Source organism: Pseudomonas sp. C 49-2 (assembly GCF_003970195.1).
GTDB lineage: Bacteria > Pseudomonadota > Gammaproteobacteria > Pseudomonadales > Pseudomonadaceae > Aquipseudomonas > Aquipseudomonas canadensis.
Genome location: NZ_RXYG01000010.1, coordinates 170,389 through 186,976 on the forward strand (window position 1 = coordinate 170,389; position 16,588 = coordinate 186,976).

At 60.7% G+C, this 16,588-nt stretch carries 10 protein-coding genes; 6 read left to right on the plus strand and 4 right to left on the minus strand.

What is annotated here, in order from left to right:
- Positions 1 to 23 precede the first annotated feature (23 nt).
- Positions 24 to 4,856, minus strand: a complete 4,833-nt coding sequence (locus tag EJ576_RS20575) for an NEL-type E3 ubiquitin ligase domain-containing protein (protein ID WP_126570978.1) — start codon at positions 4,854 to 4,856, stop codon at positions 24 to 26.
- Between the two features lie 189 nt (positions 4,857 to 5,045).
- Between EJ576_RS20575 and mnmC the strand changes: the two genes are divergently transcribed.
- The 5 genes from mnmC (at position 5,046) to EJ576_RS20600 (ending at position 12,672) form a co-directional block, all read left to right on the plus strand.
- A complete protein-coding gene (gene mnmC, locus EJ576_RS20580; RefSeq protein WP_122725763.1) occupies positions 5,046 to 7,028 on the plus strand; it encodes a bifunctional tRNA (5-methylaminomethyl-2-thiouridine)(34)-methyltransferase MnmD/FAD-dependent 5-carboxymethylaminomethyl-2-thiouridine(34) oxidoreductase MnmC in 1,983 nt (660 codons plus the stop codon).
- A gap of 638 nt (positions 7,029 to 7,666) precedes the next feature.
- On the plus strand, positions 7,667 to 9,439 hold the full coding sequence (locus tag EJ576_RS20585; protein WP_122725761.1) for an N-acetylglutaminylglutamine amidotransferase: 1,773 nt from the start codon (positions 7,667 to 7,669) through the stop codon (positions 9,437 to 9,439).
- A 3-nt stretch (positions 9,440 to 9,442) separates the two neighbouring features.
- Positions 9,443 to 11,176, plus strand: a complete 1,734-nt coding sequence (ngg, locus tag EJ576_RS20590; protein ID WP_123474413.1) for an N-acetylglutaminylglutamine synthetase — start codon at positions 9,443 to 9,445, stop codon at positions 11,174 to 11,176.
- A 24-nt stretch (positions 11,177 to 11,200) separates the two neighbouring features.
- Entirely contained in the window at positions 11,201 to 12,385 is a 1,185-nt protein-coding gene (locus EJ576_RS20595; protein ID WP_016976388.1) for an osmoprotectant NAGGN system M42 family peptidase, read from the plus strand.
- A 59-nt stretch (positions 12,386 to 12,444) separates the two neighbouring features.
- Positions 12,445 to 12,672 carry a YheU family protein gene (locus tag EJ576_RS20600; RefSeq protein ID WP_003192759.1) on the plus strand — a complete coding sequence of 76 codons (228 nt, stop codon included), beginning with the start codon at positions 12,445 to 12,447 and terminating at the stop codon, positions 12,670 to 12,672.
- Positions 12,673 to 12,679: 7 nt separating this feature from the next.
- Here the strand turns inward: EJ576_RS20600 and csrA are convergent, their stop codons facing one another.
- Positions 12,680 to 12,883 carry a carbon storage regulator CsrA gene (gene csrA / locus EJ576_RS20605; protein ID WP_122725756.1) on the minus strand — a complete coding sequence of 68 codons (204 nt, stop codon included), beginning with the start codon at positions 12,881 to 12,883 and terminating at the stop codon, positions 12,680 to 12,682.
- Positions 12,884 to 13,012: 129 nt separating this feature from the next.
- Positions 13,013 to 13,828 (minus strand): SDR family oxidoreductase, encoded by an 816-nt coding sequence (locus EJ576_RS20610; RefSeq protein WP_122725754.1) that lies wholly within the window; start codon positions 13,826 to 13,828, stop codon positions 13,013 to 13,015.
- 328 nt (positions 13,829 to 14,156) lie between these two features.
- Between EJ576_RS20610 and EJ576_RS20615 the strand changes: the two genes are divergently transcribed.
- The gene (locus EJ576_RS20615) at positions 14,157 to 14,309 is read left to right on the plus strand and encodes a DUF3309 family protein (RefSeq protein ID WP_015885095.1); all 153 of its coding nucleotides are present in this window, start codon (positions 14,157 to 14,159) and stop codon (positions 14,307 to 14,309) included.
- A gap of 52 nt (positions 14,310 to 14,361) precedes the next feature.
- Here the strand turns inward: EJ576_RS20615 and EJ576_RS20620 are convergent, their stop codons facing one another.
- Positions 14,362 to 16,449: an LTA synthase family protein gene (locus tag EJ576_RS20620; RefSeq protein WP_122725752.1), complete on the minus strand. Its 2,088-nt coding sequence runs from the start codon at positions 16,447 to 16,449 to the stop codon at positions 14,362 to 14,364.
- Between the last annotated feature and the right edge of the window lie 139 nt (positions 16,450 to 16,588).

The following is a 16,588-nucleotide window of genomic DNA, read 5'->3' on the forward strand; positions in this document are numbered from 1 at the left end:
CCCTGAGTCAATCCCACGGCCCTTTATCGCAGTTCCGGCACATGACAAATGCCCAGGTCCTGATTCCTCATCAGTTGCAGGGTCAGACGCTCAACCACTGCGTTGACCGCCCGACGCCGGGGTGCGCACAACGCTTCCATTTGCTGGAGGTAGTCGCCATCGGTGAGGTTCTGACTGTTTTCAAACAATGCCTGCTGTCGTACCTCAAACGGCTGGGTCGCCGCGCTGAATGAGTGGGGAAATTGCTGCTTGAGATGAGCCCTCCAAAAAGACAGTTGTGCGAGGAAACGCAAGAATGCCGGAGACATTTCGGCGCTGAGCACTTGTTGGTGAGCGGTGTCCAACACGCCTTGGGCAATCAATGCTCCGTAGCGCAGGTACTTCGGCTGCCCTGGTAGCGCCAATACGTCAGCCAGCCCACTGCGATAGGCCAGGCTGACCTCCAGGGGTTCCAGATCCGGATGCTCAGCGGCGTACATAGCAGCGAGTTTCTCCAGCTCGCTCAGGCGAAACAAGCCGCGCCCCAAGCGCAGCAACACGGCTGGGCTCGCCTGCGTCCGACCAGCTAGGCGTGTCGCCTTTTCGATCTCCATCAACACCTCCAACTGGCTAAAAATGTGCGCAGCCCCATCCCCGCAGTTCACCGGATGGGCAGAGAGCTGGAAGACCTGCTCACGTAGCGCGACGCTCTCATGGGTCGACTGCAAAACTTCCCACACCCGCCGGGTCAAATCTTCACGTACATGACGGCTGTCGGCTGTGCCCGCCAACTCAGCCAGCAGCACGAACAAGGGTTCCGACTCGGGATCATCGCGCAAACTGGACCAAATGCTGCGTTTATTCTCATCCCTGTCGGCCACCTCATCCGGTAGCCATAACGCTCTGGCTTTGAGTTCGGTCAAGCGCGGTGGATCATCTCCCAGGTACCCCATGCCAATACCGACCGCCTCGCGGTAGCGGGTCAACGCAGCGACCGTCGCAGGCGACAACGAATTACCGCCGAGGTTGAGCGCCTGGCTGTAATTGCGGCTCGCGGTGTACAGCCAGTCGGGCAACACGGTGATCCAGTTGTCGCGCAGGTCAACCTGGTCGAGAAAGGCCAGACGTTCCAGGCCAACAGGGACGTCGACGGTTCGGGTGTCTTGCAGCAACAGTGTGTGCAAACCCTGCATTCGGGTCACATCCAGGCCGACCTGAAGAGGGTTGTGGCTTAAGTCCAAGCGACGCAGCGTAACCATCCCGGCCAGTTTGAGACGCGTGTACTCGCTAAGCTGCAGCTGGTTATGAGGCAGCGACAGGCTTTCCAGATCGGGCATCAGCGAGAAGACTTCCGGCAGCCGGGTGAGATTATTACGACCCAGTTCCAGGCGGCGCAGGCCCTTGAAGAGCTTCAGGTAATAAGCGACATCATCACCCAGGCGCATATTATTAAGTGACAGCTGGCGGACATGGTCGAAGCGTATATGAGCCGGCACTATCGGCAAGGTGCCGATACGCATGCCGTCCAGGGTCAGTCCGGCGACCGACGCTTGGCGCTCATCCAGCACGAAGCTTTGGCGCCGCCAACAGGCTTCGATGCGCCTGGCAACCTCCTGGCGGCTTTGACGAATATCACGCAGGTCGCCCGGCAGTTTGGTCATATCCTGAGTGTGGCTGCGCCAGCGCTTGAGAATCCCGCGCAGTTGAGCCCACTGTTCCTCCAGTCGTTTGACGGTCTTGGCACGCGCTAGATAATCAACGCCCGACTCGGTCAGAAAGACCGACGCTTGTGCATCGGTGAACGACGGGTAAATCCGCTTCAGCTTGCGCACCAAGGCCGCCGGATGAACCTCCAGCCCCACCGGTGAGTCTCCCATCACACACGCTTGTTCCACCACCAGCGGTTCGTGGGCAGTTGGGGCGAAAGCCTCGGCAGCCACCGCCCGCTCACCCTCGGCCAGGTCGGCCACCTTGCGACGCAACCGCCACTCGTTATCGGTCCTCAGCAGCAGTAAACCCAGGTCCGCTCGCTGCTTGTCATGCAACGCCCTTTCAATCGCACTGAAGAGTCCGTCGGGGCCAGACTGAACATCCGCCATGCTCAAGCCATTGGTATCAAATGGCTGGAAACCTGCCGCTGTTTTGACCACCACACGGCGTTGACTGGCGCCCTCAAGCGCACCCAGGGCCAGTAAGTCACCGGTGAGCGAATCCTGGCGCAGTTCCAGGTGCAGCGCCTTATCCCATCCGGGCAGACGAGGCAGTAGCCGCACAGCGACAGATTGGCTGTCGACGCCCGCAAGCTCCGGTAATTGGAAGCCCGCCAGAGCACGGTCCAAGCGCAGCTCCTCCAAGGCATTGCGCACAGACTCGGCCAAGGCCATAGGGATGCGCTGATGCGTACGCAAGATCTCAAGCTCCACCGTCGAGAGCTCGGCCACCAACTCTCGCATCAGCGTGCGCGGCAACTGCGGCCACGCCTTGGCAAGCGGCTCCGACACCTGCGGGATCGACCGGTCATAGGCCAGATAAGCTCGTTCGAACAGCGGCCTGCGATCCGCTTTCAGGTGTGCCAGTAATCGGCTCACCAGGACGGCATGTTCCTGATCGTGGGCCACACCGTCTCCCAGCAGTGCACGCTTTTGCGTGTCATCCATGGCTGACAACACCACATCAAATACCTGGCCCGCTTTAAGGTTATGCTCAGTCACCGTCAAGCGTTGAACCGCGTCAACGGACGTTGCTTCAGGATAGCGCGCCGTGACGTTACCCTCAGCATCCAGGCACTCGAAAAAACGTGCCCTGGGCCACTCGGGCAGCAACGGTAGTGCCTGCATTTGCAACGTGGCGGTTTCAGCATTCAGGTAGACACCCCGCTCCAACTGCCAGATCAAGTCTCGAATGGACTGATCCAGTTTGAAGCATTCGAACAAGTCGCGAAAACGCGCAGGCAATGGCAGGCACTCCTGAGCCAGGTAACTGCCCCAACCGTAAGGCTTGTCCATGATCGCGCTGACCATTTGCAACTTCCTGCTGTCCAGTACCGGTTGGTGGCTGCGCGGTTCCAGACGTGAGAACACATGTTGCGGATCTTCCCACTCTTCAGGGTGCTCAAGCGTAAAACGCCAGGCCCCCTCGCCATTGTGCAGCAGGGTTGGACGATAGGCCGCCTGGCGCGTTGGATGGACGGCGCGCCACTGGCCCAGTTTTGCGTCGTAAACGACGCGATGGACGAAACCGTTGATCTTGATGCAAGCGCCATCATTCACCGGATAGAACCCTTGGGCATCAGGCTCCACCCCCTCGACCAGCGTTTGATCATGACCATAGGAGGAAAAGTTCGGGCGCCACAAACGCGGGCTGCCATCACTTGACTCCACAGGTTCCAGTGCCCCGAAAAACTGGTCAAAACTCAACCGTGCTCGCCGCCACATCGGGCTGACGACCTTGACGCCTGCCGCAAACAGCGCCATTGAAGTGAGGCTTTGCGCAACCGCGCCTAACTGCATGAGGGCTTCCTCCCGATCATTGCGGCGCCAATCCTCAATGCCTTCGAATACTTGCGAGACGATCTGCCCTACGGCCACTCCAGTCATCAGTATGCCCAGCGCCGGCACGACAAAAGCGGCCAGGTTGAGTACCGTCAACCCGGCGTCCAGATACGCCAGCCTGCGCTGCGTTCGTTCTTGCTCATCAACATCCACCGTCGGTACTGCCAGGGTGCGTGCATCGATTTGCAGCTTGCCGACGCAGGTACTGAAAAAATGGCTGGCCAGACTCCCCCTAATGGGCATGCCTTCAATCGCACCCAGCGTGCGGTGCTGATCAAATGCACGGAAGAAGCTCAACCGGTCAACCTCCCCCAGGTAGCGCGTAAAAAACGTTCGGTACGTTGCTACTTCCAACTTCAAATCCAGGTACGTCACATAGTCTTTGAACGTCGGGTACTCGAAAAACGGTCGCACCGGCTCGTTCGGCATGTAGACCAGGCACGGTTCCATTGGATAGTCAGCAACCGGCCTGCCCGAAAACACCACTATCCCCCACAGACAACTGTCCCTGGCATTCAGGCCTTGCCACATCACCGGGCGCCCCTTGAACAGCACATCTCGGGCGTTGTCCGGCGCAAGGTTTCTGTCCAGCAGCGTACACACCACCCCATGGGCATCTGGCGTGATATCCGCGCGTATGAGCGCAATATGCGCGTCGATTTTCATGTCCAGTGTTTTCATCCGGCCGATATCGACTGCAGCCGTGTTGACACGAAACGTGTCATCGGTGCCCGGCGGCGGCAGGTTGAATACATCACTGATGTGCTGTTGATACAAACGGCCCAGGTCGAGGCTGCGGCAACCTTCGACGAACGTCTGGGGTGTGATCGCCAAGCGCCCCGTTACGGTCGAATGCAGCATCGACTCCGGCGAAAAATTGCCAACACGTGCCTCACTGAGGGAAAAGTTCTGCATGGCCCTCTGCAACAGGCTCTGGTGTTCCAGCGTGAAGGTTTTCACGTAACCCAACGGCATTTGCTCGGTGTGATAGTTAGGTATCGCCACGATGAAAGTGTCTTTTTTAGGACGCACGGTGATGTTCCAGTTCGTTTTGCAATACGCCGTCAAATGCGCCTCACAAAACGCGTCCAGAGGCTGCAAGCGCGCCAACAACCGCGCAAACTCGGCCTTGGGCACCTCCACTAGTGCCGCGTCGCGCTCCAGGGCTGCCAATACGCTGTCTGGCGCATTGATCATCCACCCAGGCATTTTCTTTTGCAGTACCTGAGCTTTGTCGAGATCTGCAGTCATCTCTAGGAGCGCGCTTTGCAATTGCTGCTGAGTCAATTGGGTAAATACGTGAGTCAAGTCATCCTGTGCCGACATCGGCGAAGTCCTTTGCTTACTGATTCAGTACGCAGTATTTGCGCCATCGCGGCCAGGTTGGCGTTACCGGGCTAACACCGTGACTTGGCCCGCCAACGCCCGGTGCGGCGACAGGTCCACACCGCCGGGTATGTGATCAGCTAGAATGGCCGCCCTGCCTTTGCCTGCTGTTAATTTTATGAGCCACCCATGACCCCCTTCATCCACGCCCAGCTTGACTGGGACGACCAAGGCCGCCCGCACTCGCGGGTGTTCGACGACGTGTACTTCTCCGATAAGTCCGGCCTTGAAGAAACCCGCTATGTGTTCCTGGAACAGAACCGCTTGCAGGAGCGTTTTGCCGCCTTGCCGGTGGGTGGTCGGTTGGTGATTGGCGAGACCGGCTTCGGTACGGGCCTGAATTTCCTTTGCGCCTGGCAGCTGTTCGAGCAACACGCCGTGGCCGGTGCACGGCTGCATTTTGTCAGTGTGGAAAAGTACCCGCTGAGCCACGCCGACCTGCAACGCGCCCTCGCCCTTTGGCCTGAACTACAACCCTTTGCCGAACAATTACTCAAGCAATACATCGCGATCCACCAAGGCTTCCAACGCCTGATCCTGGATAACGGCCGCGTGACCCTTACCCTGTTGATCGGCGATGCCCTGGAGCAACTGCCGCAACTGGATGCGCAAATCGACGCGTGGTTTCTCGACGGTTTTGCCCCGGCGAAAAACCCGGACATGTGGACCGCCGAACTGTTCGCCGAACTGGCGCGATTGGCAGCACCGGGCGCAACGATCAGCACGTTCACCAGCACTGGCTGGGTGCGCCGGCTGATCAATGCCGCTGGTTTCAAGATGAAACGTACACCGGGTATTGGGCACAAGTGGGAGATCCTGCGCGGAGAATTCCTTGGTTGGCCAACCGATGCGCCTGTGCCGCCTGCCGCCAAGCCGTGGTTCGCACGGCCGCCTGCCATTGATGGCGAACGCCACGCCCTGGTAATCGGCGGCGGCCTGGCCGGCTGCACCACGGCGGCCAGCCTGGCGGCGCGCGGCTGGCAGGTCAGCCTGCTGGAGCGCCATACGGCTCTGGCGCAGGAAGCCTCGGGAAACCCGCAAGGCGTGCTCTACCTCAAGCTGTCCGCCCACGGCACAGCCCTGTCGCAGTTGATACTCAGTGGTTTCGGCCACACCCGACGCCTGCTGGAGCACCTGCACCGAAGCGTCGACTGGGACGGTTGCGGCGTGCTGCAACTGGCCTTCAACGCCAAGGAGGCCGAGCGCCAGGCGCAGTTGGCCGCCGCCTTTTCGCCCGGCTTGCTGCACCTGCTGGACCCGGCCCAGGCCCAAGCGCGCGCAGGCGTGGCGCTGGAGCACGGCGGGTTGTTCTTTCCCGAGGGGGGTTGGGTGCATCCACCGGCGTTGTGCGAGTGGCAGGCACGCCATCCGCTGATCACGGTGCTGACACATCACGAAGCCCTTGAGCTGCAACGCGTTGACGGCCGGTGGCACGCCCTGGCCGGTGACACCCGGCTGGCCAGCGCGCCGGTGGTGGTGTTAGCCGGTGCGGCCGAGATCAAGCGTTTTCCGTTCAGCGCCGACCTGCCCCTCAAGCGTATTCGCGGGCAGATCACACGCCTGGCGCAAACCCCGCAGAGCGAAGCCTTGGCCACCGTGGTCTGCGCCGAAGGCTACGTGGCCCCGGCGCGCCTGGGCGAGCACACCCTGGGCGCCAGCTTCGACTTCAAGAGCGACGACCTGACGCCCACCGTCGCCGAACACGCCGGCAACCTGGAGATGCTGCGGGAGATTTCCGTCGACCTGGCGCAACGGTTGGGTGCCGACGCATTGGCCCCCGAACAGCTGGAAGGCCGTGCCGCCTTCCGCTGCACCAGCCCCGACTACCTGCCGATTGTGGGGCCGCTGGCCGAACGCACAGCCTTCGACCAGACCTACGCAGCGCTGCGCAAGGATGCCCGCCAGATCCCACAGACCGCCTGCCCGTGGCTTGACGGCCTGTACATCAACAGCGGCCACGGCTCGCGCGGCCTGATCACTGCGCCACTGTGCGCCGAACTGCTGGCGGCCTGGCTCAACGACGAGCCGTTGCCGGTGCCCGCCAGCGTGGCAGAGGCGTGCCACCCCAATCGGTTCGCCCTGCGGGCGTTGATTCGCGGCACGGGTGGGTGAAAGCTCGGCCACCCAGACCTTGTCAGCGGCAGCGACCAAATCCTTATTCGTCACCTCGGCCAATTGCCCAAAGCGCATATGCCTGGGTTGGCCGGGCAGGTCAACCGTTTCCAGGTAGGGCGGGCGTCGAAACCCCGCTGGCAACTCCTTCAGAGAACAACTGTTCAGGAACAAGCCGCGCAAGTCGAACATCCGATCGATCAGCGGCGCGTTTAGCAGCGGGTTGTGGTTGAGGTTCAACACCCGCAGTTCGGCGACGCACATGGCCAAAATCCACCTCGGCGGGCAACTGGGGCAAAGCACCGACGTTCAGGCCCTCCAGCTCCAGTCCGAACATCTCGATACCGTGCTCGTTGCGCAGCAGTGTTTTACGCGTCCAACTGCGCTCAATCGCCTTGGCACTGCTTTGCGTCCGTCACCCGACTCCCTCACTTTTTGCATACATCCCAGCGTTGTTTACCGCCATTGGATCCAACGTCACGGCACACGCAGACTGGTATTCAACCGATCAAGGCTCTTTGCCTTATAACCGATTGTTCTAAAACTCCCACGATAGGCGTGTGTCAGTTTCTGGGTACGCGCCCTTCTGGGCGTATTGAGTGTTTCCCCTCCCCAACGGAAAAACCGGTAAGGAATTTATGTGCGGATTAGCTGGAGAATTACGTTTCGATGCCCAACCTGCCGACCTGGCTGCGATTGAGCGCATCACCCATCATCTGGCCCCCCGTGGCCCCGACGCCTGGGGCTTCCACGCCCAAGGGCCGATTGCCCTGGGCCATCGACGCCTGAAAATCATGGACCTGTCGGACGGCTCGGCCCAACCGATGGTCGATGCGCACCTGGGCCTGTCCCTGGCCTTCAACGGCGCGATCTATAACTTCCCGGAACTGCGTGAAGAGCTGGAAGCCCTGGGCTACGCCTTCTATTCCGGCGGCGACACCGAAGTGCTGCTCAAGGGCTATCACGCCTGGGGCGAAGCGCTGCTGCCCAAGCTCAACGGCATGTTTGCCTTTGCGATCTGGGAGCGTGACGCCCAGCGCCTGTTTATTGCCCGTGACCGCCTGGGCGTGAAGCCGTTGTACCTATCGCGTACCGGCCAGCGCTTGCGCTTTGCTTCGGCACTGCCGGCGCTGCTTAAAGGCGGCGACATCAATCCGATCCTGGATCCGGTTGCGCTTAACCATTACCTGAACTTCCACGCCGTGGTGCCTGCACCGCGCACCTTGCTCGCCGGCATCGAAAAAATGCCGCCGGCCAGTTGGATGCGCATCGACGCCAGCGGCAAGACCGAGCAGAAAGTATGGTGGACCCTGCCCTACGGCCCACACGAGGATGAAAAAAACCTCACTCTCGAAGACTGGACCGACCGCGTGCTCGCCAGCACCCGCGAAGCCGTGGCCATTCGCCAACGTGCGGCTGTTGATGTGGGCGTGCTGCTTTCCGGTGGCGTCGATTCAAGCATGCTCGTCGGCCTGCTGCGCGAAGTGGGCGTACAGGATCTGTCGACGTTTTCCATCGGTTTTGAAGATGCCGGTGGCGAAGCGGGCAACGAGTTCCAGTACTCGGACCTGATCGCCAAGCACTACGGCACCCGTCACCACCAACTGCGCATCGCCGAAAGTGAGATCATCGAGCAACTGCCGGCCGCCTTCCGTGCCATGAGCGAGCCGATGGTCAGCCATGACTGCATCGCCTTCTACCTGCTGTCGCGGGAAGTGGCCAAGCATTGCAAGGTGGTGCAGAGCGGCCAGGGCGCCGACGAGTTGTTCGCCGGTTACCACTGGTATCCGCAGGTGGACGGCGCGAGCGATCCCTACGCGGCTTATCGCGAGGCTTTTTTCGACCGTAGCTACGACGACTACGCGGCCACTGTCGCGCCGAAATGGCTGACCGCCAACGACGCCGCCGGCGACTTTGTGCGCGAACATTTCGCCATGCCAGGCGCCGACGCCGCCGTGGACAAGGCCCTGCGCCTGGACAGCACGGTGATGCTGGTGGACGACCCGGTCAAACGTGTCGACAACATGACCATGGCCTGGGGCCTGGAAGCGCGTACGCCGTTTCTGGACTATCGCCTGGTGGAACTCTCGGCCCGTGTGCCTGGCAAGTTCAAGCTGCCTGACGGCGGCAAGCAGGTGTTGAAAGAAGCTGCGCGTCGCGTGATCCCGAGCGAAGTCATCGACCGCAAAAAAGGCTATTTCCCGGTGCCGGGCCTCAAGCACTTGCAGGGCGATACCCTGAACTGGGTACGCGAACTGCTACTCGACCCGAGCCAGGATCGTGGCCTGTTCAATCCCGCGATGCTCGACCGCTTGCTCACTGACCCGCAAGGCCAATTGACCCCGCTGCGCGGCTCCAAGTTGTGGCAGCTGGCGGCGCTGAACCTATGGCTCAGCGAACAAGGAATCTGATCGATGAAACCCCATGCAGCGGCTTACAGCCAACGCTTGCTCAAAGGCCAGGCGCCCACTTATGAGCGCCTGCAAGCGCGCCTGGCGGAAGATGGCAGCCCCTTGGCAGCCGAACCAATTGCCGTGCATTGCGGTTGGGGCCGGCTGTTGATCGGTCATACATTCCCAGACCCTGCCAGCCTCGCCCAAGAGTTGCTCAACGAGCAGCCGGGCGAACGGGATATCGCACTGTATGTGGCGGCGCCCCAGCAGATTCTGGGGATTGATCCGCAGCAGTTGTTCCTTGACCCCTCCGATACCTTGCGCCTGTGGTTCAGCGACTATCGCCCGGCCACTCGGGTGTTTCGCGGTTTCCGCATTCGTCGGGTCCAGACCGAGGCGGATTGGTTGGCGGTGAATCAGTTGTATCAAGGCCGCGGCATGTTGCCGGTCGACGCCGAACGTCTCACACCGCGCCATCAAGGTGGCCCGGTGTATTGGCTGGCGGAAGACGAAGACAGCGGCGCGGTGATCGGCAGCGTCATGGGCCTCAATCACCAAAAGGCCTTTCACGACCCGGAAAACGGTTGCAGCCTGTGGTGCCTGGCAGTCGACCCGCAATGCACGCGGCCCGGCGTGGGCGAAGTATTGGTGCGCCATTTGGTGGAGCACTTCATGAGCCGTGGCCTGAGCTATCTGGACTTGTCGGTGTTGCACGATAACCGCCAGGCCAAGAACCTTTACGCCAAGCTTGGCTTTCGCGCGCTGACCACTTTTGCGATCAAGCGCAAGAACGGCATCAACCAGCCGCTGTTTCTCGGCCCGGGCCCACAGGCGGGGTTCAATCCCTATGCGCGGATCATTGTCGAGGAAGCCCATCGGCGTGGCATCGACGTGCAAGTGGATGACGCCGATGCGGGCTTGTTCACCCTGAGCCATGGCGGGCGTCGCGTGCGTTGCCGTGAATCCTTGAGCGATTTGACCAGCGCCATCAGCATGACCCTGTGCCAGGACAAAAGCCTGACCCACAAAGTGCTGAAAGCCGCCGGTTTGAAACTGCCTTCACAGCAACTCGCGGGCAGCGCGGATGACAACCTGGAGTTTCTCGACGAACACCTGCGCATCGTGGTCAAGCCGTTGGATGGCGAACAAGGCCAGGGTGTGGCAGTGGATCTGCAAAGCATCGAAGAGGTGCAGCAGGCGATTGAAGCCGCGCGGCAGTTCGACAGCCGTGTGTTGCTGGAGAGCTTTCACGAAGGGTTGGACCTGCGCATCCTGGTGATTGGTTTCGAGGTGGTCGCCGCTGCGATCCGTCGCCCTGCCGAAGTGACCGGCGATGGCCACCATTCCATCGGCGCGTTGATCGAAGCCCAAAGCCGGCGCCGCCAGGCCGCCACCGACGGTGAAAGCAAAATCCCGTTGGATGCCGAAACCGAACGCACCTTGAAAGCCGCCGGCTTCGACTACAGCAGCATCCTGCCCCCTGGCCAGACGCTGGCCGTGCGCCGCACCGCCAACCTGCACACCGGCGGGTGCCTGGAAGATGTCACCGCAATCCTGCACCCAACACTGGTGGACGCCGCCGTGCGCGCCGCCCGCGCCTTGGACATCCCCATGGTGGGCCTGGACCTGATGGTGCCCGCCGCCGATCAACCCGAATACGTGTTTATCGAAGCCAATGAACGGGCCGGCCTGGCCAATCATGAACCGCAGCCTACCGCGGAGAAATTTGTGGATTTGCTGTTTCCCCATAGCTGAACGATCCGAACCCCAGGAGTCTTTATGAGCCGAACCATCCCCGAACCGGATCTGAATTACCTGCAAAAAGTCCTGCTGGAAATGCTCGCTATTCCCAGCCCCACCGGATTTACCGACACCATCGTGCGTTACGTCGCCGAGCGCCTGGAAGAACTGGGCATTCCCTTCGAAATGACCCGGCGCGGCACCATCCGCGCAACATTGAAAGGCCAAAAAAACAGCCCAGACCGCGCCGTGTCCGCGCACCTGGACACCATCGGCGCTGCCGTGCGTGCAATCAAGGACAATGGCCGCCTGAGCCTGGCACCGGTGGGCTGCTGGTCGAGCAGGTTCGCCGAGGGCAGCCGCGTCAGCCTGTTCACCGATAACGGTGTGATCCGTGGCAGCGTGTTGCCGCTGATGGCCTCCGGGCATGCGTTCAACACCGCCGTGGATGAAATGCCGGTGAGTTGGGACCACGTGGAATTGCGCCTCGACGCCTACTGCGCGACCCGCGCCGATTGCGATTCCTTGGGGATTGGCATCGGTGACTATGTGGCCTTCGACCCGTTGCCGGAATTCACCGAGAGCGGCCACATCAGCGCCCGTCACCTGGATGACAAGGCCGGTGTCGCCGCCCTGCTCGCCGCGCTCAAGGCCATCGTCGACAGTGGCGAACCCCTGCTGATCGACTGCCATCCGCTGTTCACCATCACCGAGGAAACCGGCAGCGGTGCGGCCGCTGCCTTGCCGTGGGACGTCAGTGAGTTTGTCGGCATCGATATCGCCCCGGTCGCCCCCGGCCAGCATTCAAGCGAGCACGCGGTGAGCGTGGCGATGCAGGATTCCGGCGGGCCGTATGACTATCACCTGTCGCGGCATTTGCTGCGCCTGGCGTCGGAGAATGAACTACCCGTGCGCCGCGACCTCTTCCGCTATTACTTCAGCGATGCACATTCAGCGGTCACCGCCGGCCACGATATCCGCACGGCCTTGCTGGCGTTCGGTTGCGATGCGACCCATGGCTACGAGCGTACCCACATCGATAGCCTCGCGGCCCTGAGTCGTTTGCTGGGTGCTTACATTCTCAGCCCGCCGGTGTTCGCCAGTGATGCGCAACCGGCCCAGGGCTCCCTTGATCGATTCAGCCATCAGATCGAGCACGAGACGCAGATGGAGAGCGACACCCGTGTGCCATCGGTGGACAGCCTGGTGGGCAACAAGTCCTGAGGCTGGCAACTATGATCCCGGCGCAGTAGCATCGCCGGGATCCATCACCCGAGGCTTGTATGCTGATTCCCTACGACGCACTTGAAGTCGACACCCTCACCCGCCTCATCGAAGACTTTGTCACCCGTGACGGCACCGACAATGGCGACGACACGCCCCTGGAAACCCGCGTGCTGCGCGTGCGCCAGGCATTGACCAAGGGCCAGGCACTGATCGTGTTCGACCCGGAGAGCGAGCAGTGCCAGTTGATGCTCAAGCACGACGTGCCCAAGCATCTGTTCGACTGACCGGGTTTCAAGGGTTGGGCACAGGCACCGGATACGTTCTGGCGTCTTGGCGTTCGAGGATTTTCTGGTACACCTCCGCTCGATGAACCGGCACCCCGGCCGGCGCGCCAACGCCGAATTTCACCTGGTTACCGTTCAACTCAAGGATGTGCACGGCGATGTCATCGCCGATGGAAATGACTTCGCCTACAGCGCGGCTTAGGACCAGCATGGCGGTTGTCCTTTTAACAATGAAAGGACCTCGACCATGCGCGCACGGGGTGGGCCGCAGCAATGGCTCGCGGCGAAAACAGGCACTGCCTACAAGAGCAGGTAAATTGCCTGACAGAGCACTGCCTGATCAGCCCTTGGCCGCCTGCGCTTTGGCGCGCATTTTGTCGGCCATGGTGGTCATCTCGTCATAGAGCAACTGCGGGTTCTCTTGCTTCAAGGCCCAGGCCATCCGCCCTTGTTCATGGGGCAGGATCATGAACTCGCCCTCTGCCACGCGCTGGTAGATGTAATCGGCAATCTGCGCCGCCGAAATCGGCGAGCTTTCCAGCAATTTGCCCACCTGGGCCTTCATCGCCGGGGTTGGCCCACGAAACGAATCGAGCAGGTTGGTCTGGAAGAACGATGGGCACACCACGTGCACGCCGACTTCCTGCTGCTTGAGTTCCACCAGCAGGCTTTCCGACAGCGCGACCACGCCGGCCTTGGCTACGTTGTAGTTGCTCATCGCCGGCCCCTGCATCAATGCCGCCATGGACGCGATGTTGATGATGCGACCCTTGCTCTTTTCCAGCAGCGGCAGGAACGCTTTGCAGCCCTTGACCACGCCCATCAGGTTGATTGCGATCTGCCAATCCCAGTCCTCCAGGGACAGTTCGGCAAAGAACCCACCGGAGGCCACGCCGGCATTGTTGACGATCACATCGATGCCACCCAACTTGACCTCGCAAGCCTGGGCAAACGCGGTGAGCTGGCTGTAGTCACGCACATCGCAACGCTGGATAAACCCGTCGCCGCCTGCCTCGCGTACCAGTTTAAGGGTTTCCTGCAGGCCCGGCTCGCTGACGTCCGACAAAGCCAGCTGCCACCCTTCACGGGCCCAACGCAAAGCGATTTCGCGGCCCAGGCCCGACCCGGCGCCAGTGATCATCATGCGATTTTGCATAAGAAGTAGCCTTGTGGTTCACGGAAGAAGTGACCGGCAGTGTAGCGAAGGTCTTTCCTGCCCCCATCCACCATCAGAATGATGAATGCCCCTGGCAAACCGGCAGCTGGGTCGGAGGCTCGCGTATAGCCTAAGTTCAATATTTTTCAACTAACCACGCGCATTCGCGAACGCACTAAAAGAAATAAGCAAGTTTGCGAAATGCTTTAAAAAAATACTGAATTTTCCGCAGTTGTCGACAGTCGGAGTTGTTAAGGCGTTCGTGAATCAACTAGCGGGCCTATCGTTAATAACCGGTCTTTGCAGAAGGCCAATAAGGAAAAAAACCATGAGCCTCATTCTGATCATTATCCTGATCCTCCTGCTGGTCGGTGGTCTGCCAGTATTCCCTCACTCGCGCAACTGGGGTTATGGCCCGTCGGGTATTCTGGGGGTCGTACTGGTGGTCCTGCTGGTACTGTTGTTGCTCGGCCGGATATAAAAGCCAGGCAAAAAAAGAGGCCTTTGAAGGCCTCTTTTTTATTGCCGGTTAATTAGTCCGGCTTACCGTCAACTACGCCAGCGGTGTTATCCAACAGGCTCTTGGTTGCCGTCTGCAGGAATGACTCCAGCTTCTGCCGTAATGCAGCTTCGTCCGGCGATTCAGCAATCACTTTGCCGGTCGGGTTGGCGCCCAGCTCATATTCCCACAGCTTGGGCGGCATTTCCTTCGGCAGTACCAGCACCCGGTCGCCGGTGAGCAACGCGACCGTCTGGTCGCTACCCGAAGGCTTGATCACGCCAAAGCCCTTGTCGCCTTCCGGCAGGTTCAGCAGGTCGCGACCCCAGCACTGGTGCAGGGTTTCGCCACCCAGGCGGCCCATGATGGTCGGCACGATGTCGATCTGGGTGCCGACGGTGTGGTCACGCTCGCCGAACTTCTCTTGGATGCCTGGTGCAATCATCAGCATCGGCACGTTGAAGCGGCCCAGATCCATTTCGGTGATTTGCTGCTCGTTACCGAAGCCGTGGTCGCCCACGATGACGAACAGGGTTTCCTTGAAGTACGGCTCCTTGCGGGCCTTTTCAAAGAACTGGCCCAAGGCCCAGTCGGAGTAGCGCATCGCCGTCAAATGCTCGTCGAGGCTGCCACGACCCGTGACCTTCTCCACCGGCAATGGCGTCGGCAAGGCATACGGCGTGTGGTTGGACAGGGTTTGCAGCAAGGCATAGAACGGCTTGCCGCCTTCGCGGGCTTTCAATTCTTCCAGGCCACGGTTGAACATATCCTGGTCGGACACGCCCCACGTCGGGTCGGAGAACACCGGGTCAACGAAGTCGTTACGACCGATGAAGTTGGTCATGCCCTGGTTGCTGAAGAAGCCCGACTGGTTGTCCCAGGCGAAATCGCCGTTGTAGACATACACATCGTCAAACTTGCGCGCACTGAGCAACTGCGGCAGGCCCGACAGCTTGTGGCTGCCTTCGGGGGTCTGCATCAGGTATTCGAACGCCGGCAGGTTCGGGAAGCACGCCATGGTGGCGAACATCCCCTGGTGGGTATGCGTGCCGTTGGAGAAGAATCGGTCGAACAGCAAGCCTTCCTTGGACAGTTTGTCGAAGTACGGCGTGATATTGCCCGGACGCCCCAGCGCGCCTACCGAGTGACCGGCGAAGCTTTCCATCAGGATCACGACGACGTTCTTGATCGGCAGGGTTTTCTCGGCCGGCGGAGTGAACTCACGGCGCACGGCGGCGGTGTCGGTATCCACCAGTTTTTCGGTCGGCAGCACCAGCATGTCACGCACGGTCTGGGTCGCCAGCGGCTGCTCCAGTGTGGCTTTCCAGGTGTTGTCACGGTGTTCGGAGAAACGTGCCTTGGCCGCACCGATCAACGACAGCGTGCCATTGAGGCCCAGCTGGTTGGCGAAGTTCGAGTCGGTGGTGTACACGTCCCCCCAACGCAGCGGCGGGCCCTGGCGCAGGGTGCCACGAATGGCGACCACGGCGATCAGCAGGCAGACCACAAACACGGCGATACGGGTGTACCACGGTGCCACTTGACGGGTGCCGATACTGCCACCGCTGAACGGGCCGCGTGGGCGCGTTGCGCGGTCGGCGCCTTTAAAGGCCATGCTCAGGATCAGCGTACCCAAGGCCCAGGCCAGCAGGTAGCGCACCACCGGGAAACCGTACCAGAGCATGCTCATCACGGTTTTCGGGTCTTCCTTAACGTACTGGAAGACCAGGCCGTTGAGGCGCTGGTGGAATTCACGGTAGAAGTCCATTTCCATCAGGCCCAGGAACAGGGCAATGCTGGACGCGACGGTCAGCCACAGACGGAAGAACCCACGCGCGGCCATGGCGCGGACGCTGAACAGCGCCAGCAGCAGCGGGACCAACGCGTACATCACAAAGCGGATGTCGAAGCGCGTGCCATTGACAAACGCTTCCAGGAAGGTCGAGGCCGGCGTGTCGAGGATCATTTCGCGGTTGTACACCAGAAGCGCCAGGCGCAGCAGGGAGAACATCACCATCATGACCAGTGCGCAGAGCAGCGTGTACGCCAGATGGGATTTGACGGTCGGTTGCAGCAAGCGATTTGAAGCTCGCTGCTGATTCAGGGCGTCCGGGTTTGCCATGTCGTTTTAGGACCCATTGGAAGTTTAAGTGACGAAGTAGTGCAGTGGCGCGAATGGTGCCCGATCAATGCGAGCAAGGCTATTAATTACTGAACGCGCACCGCAGCCCCGCCTTTAGTGGCGCTTGGAATAGAGCCCT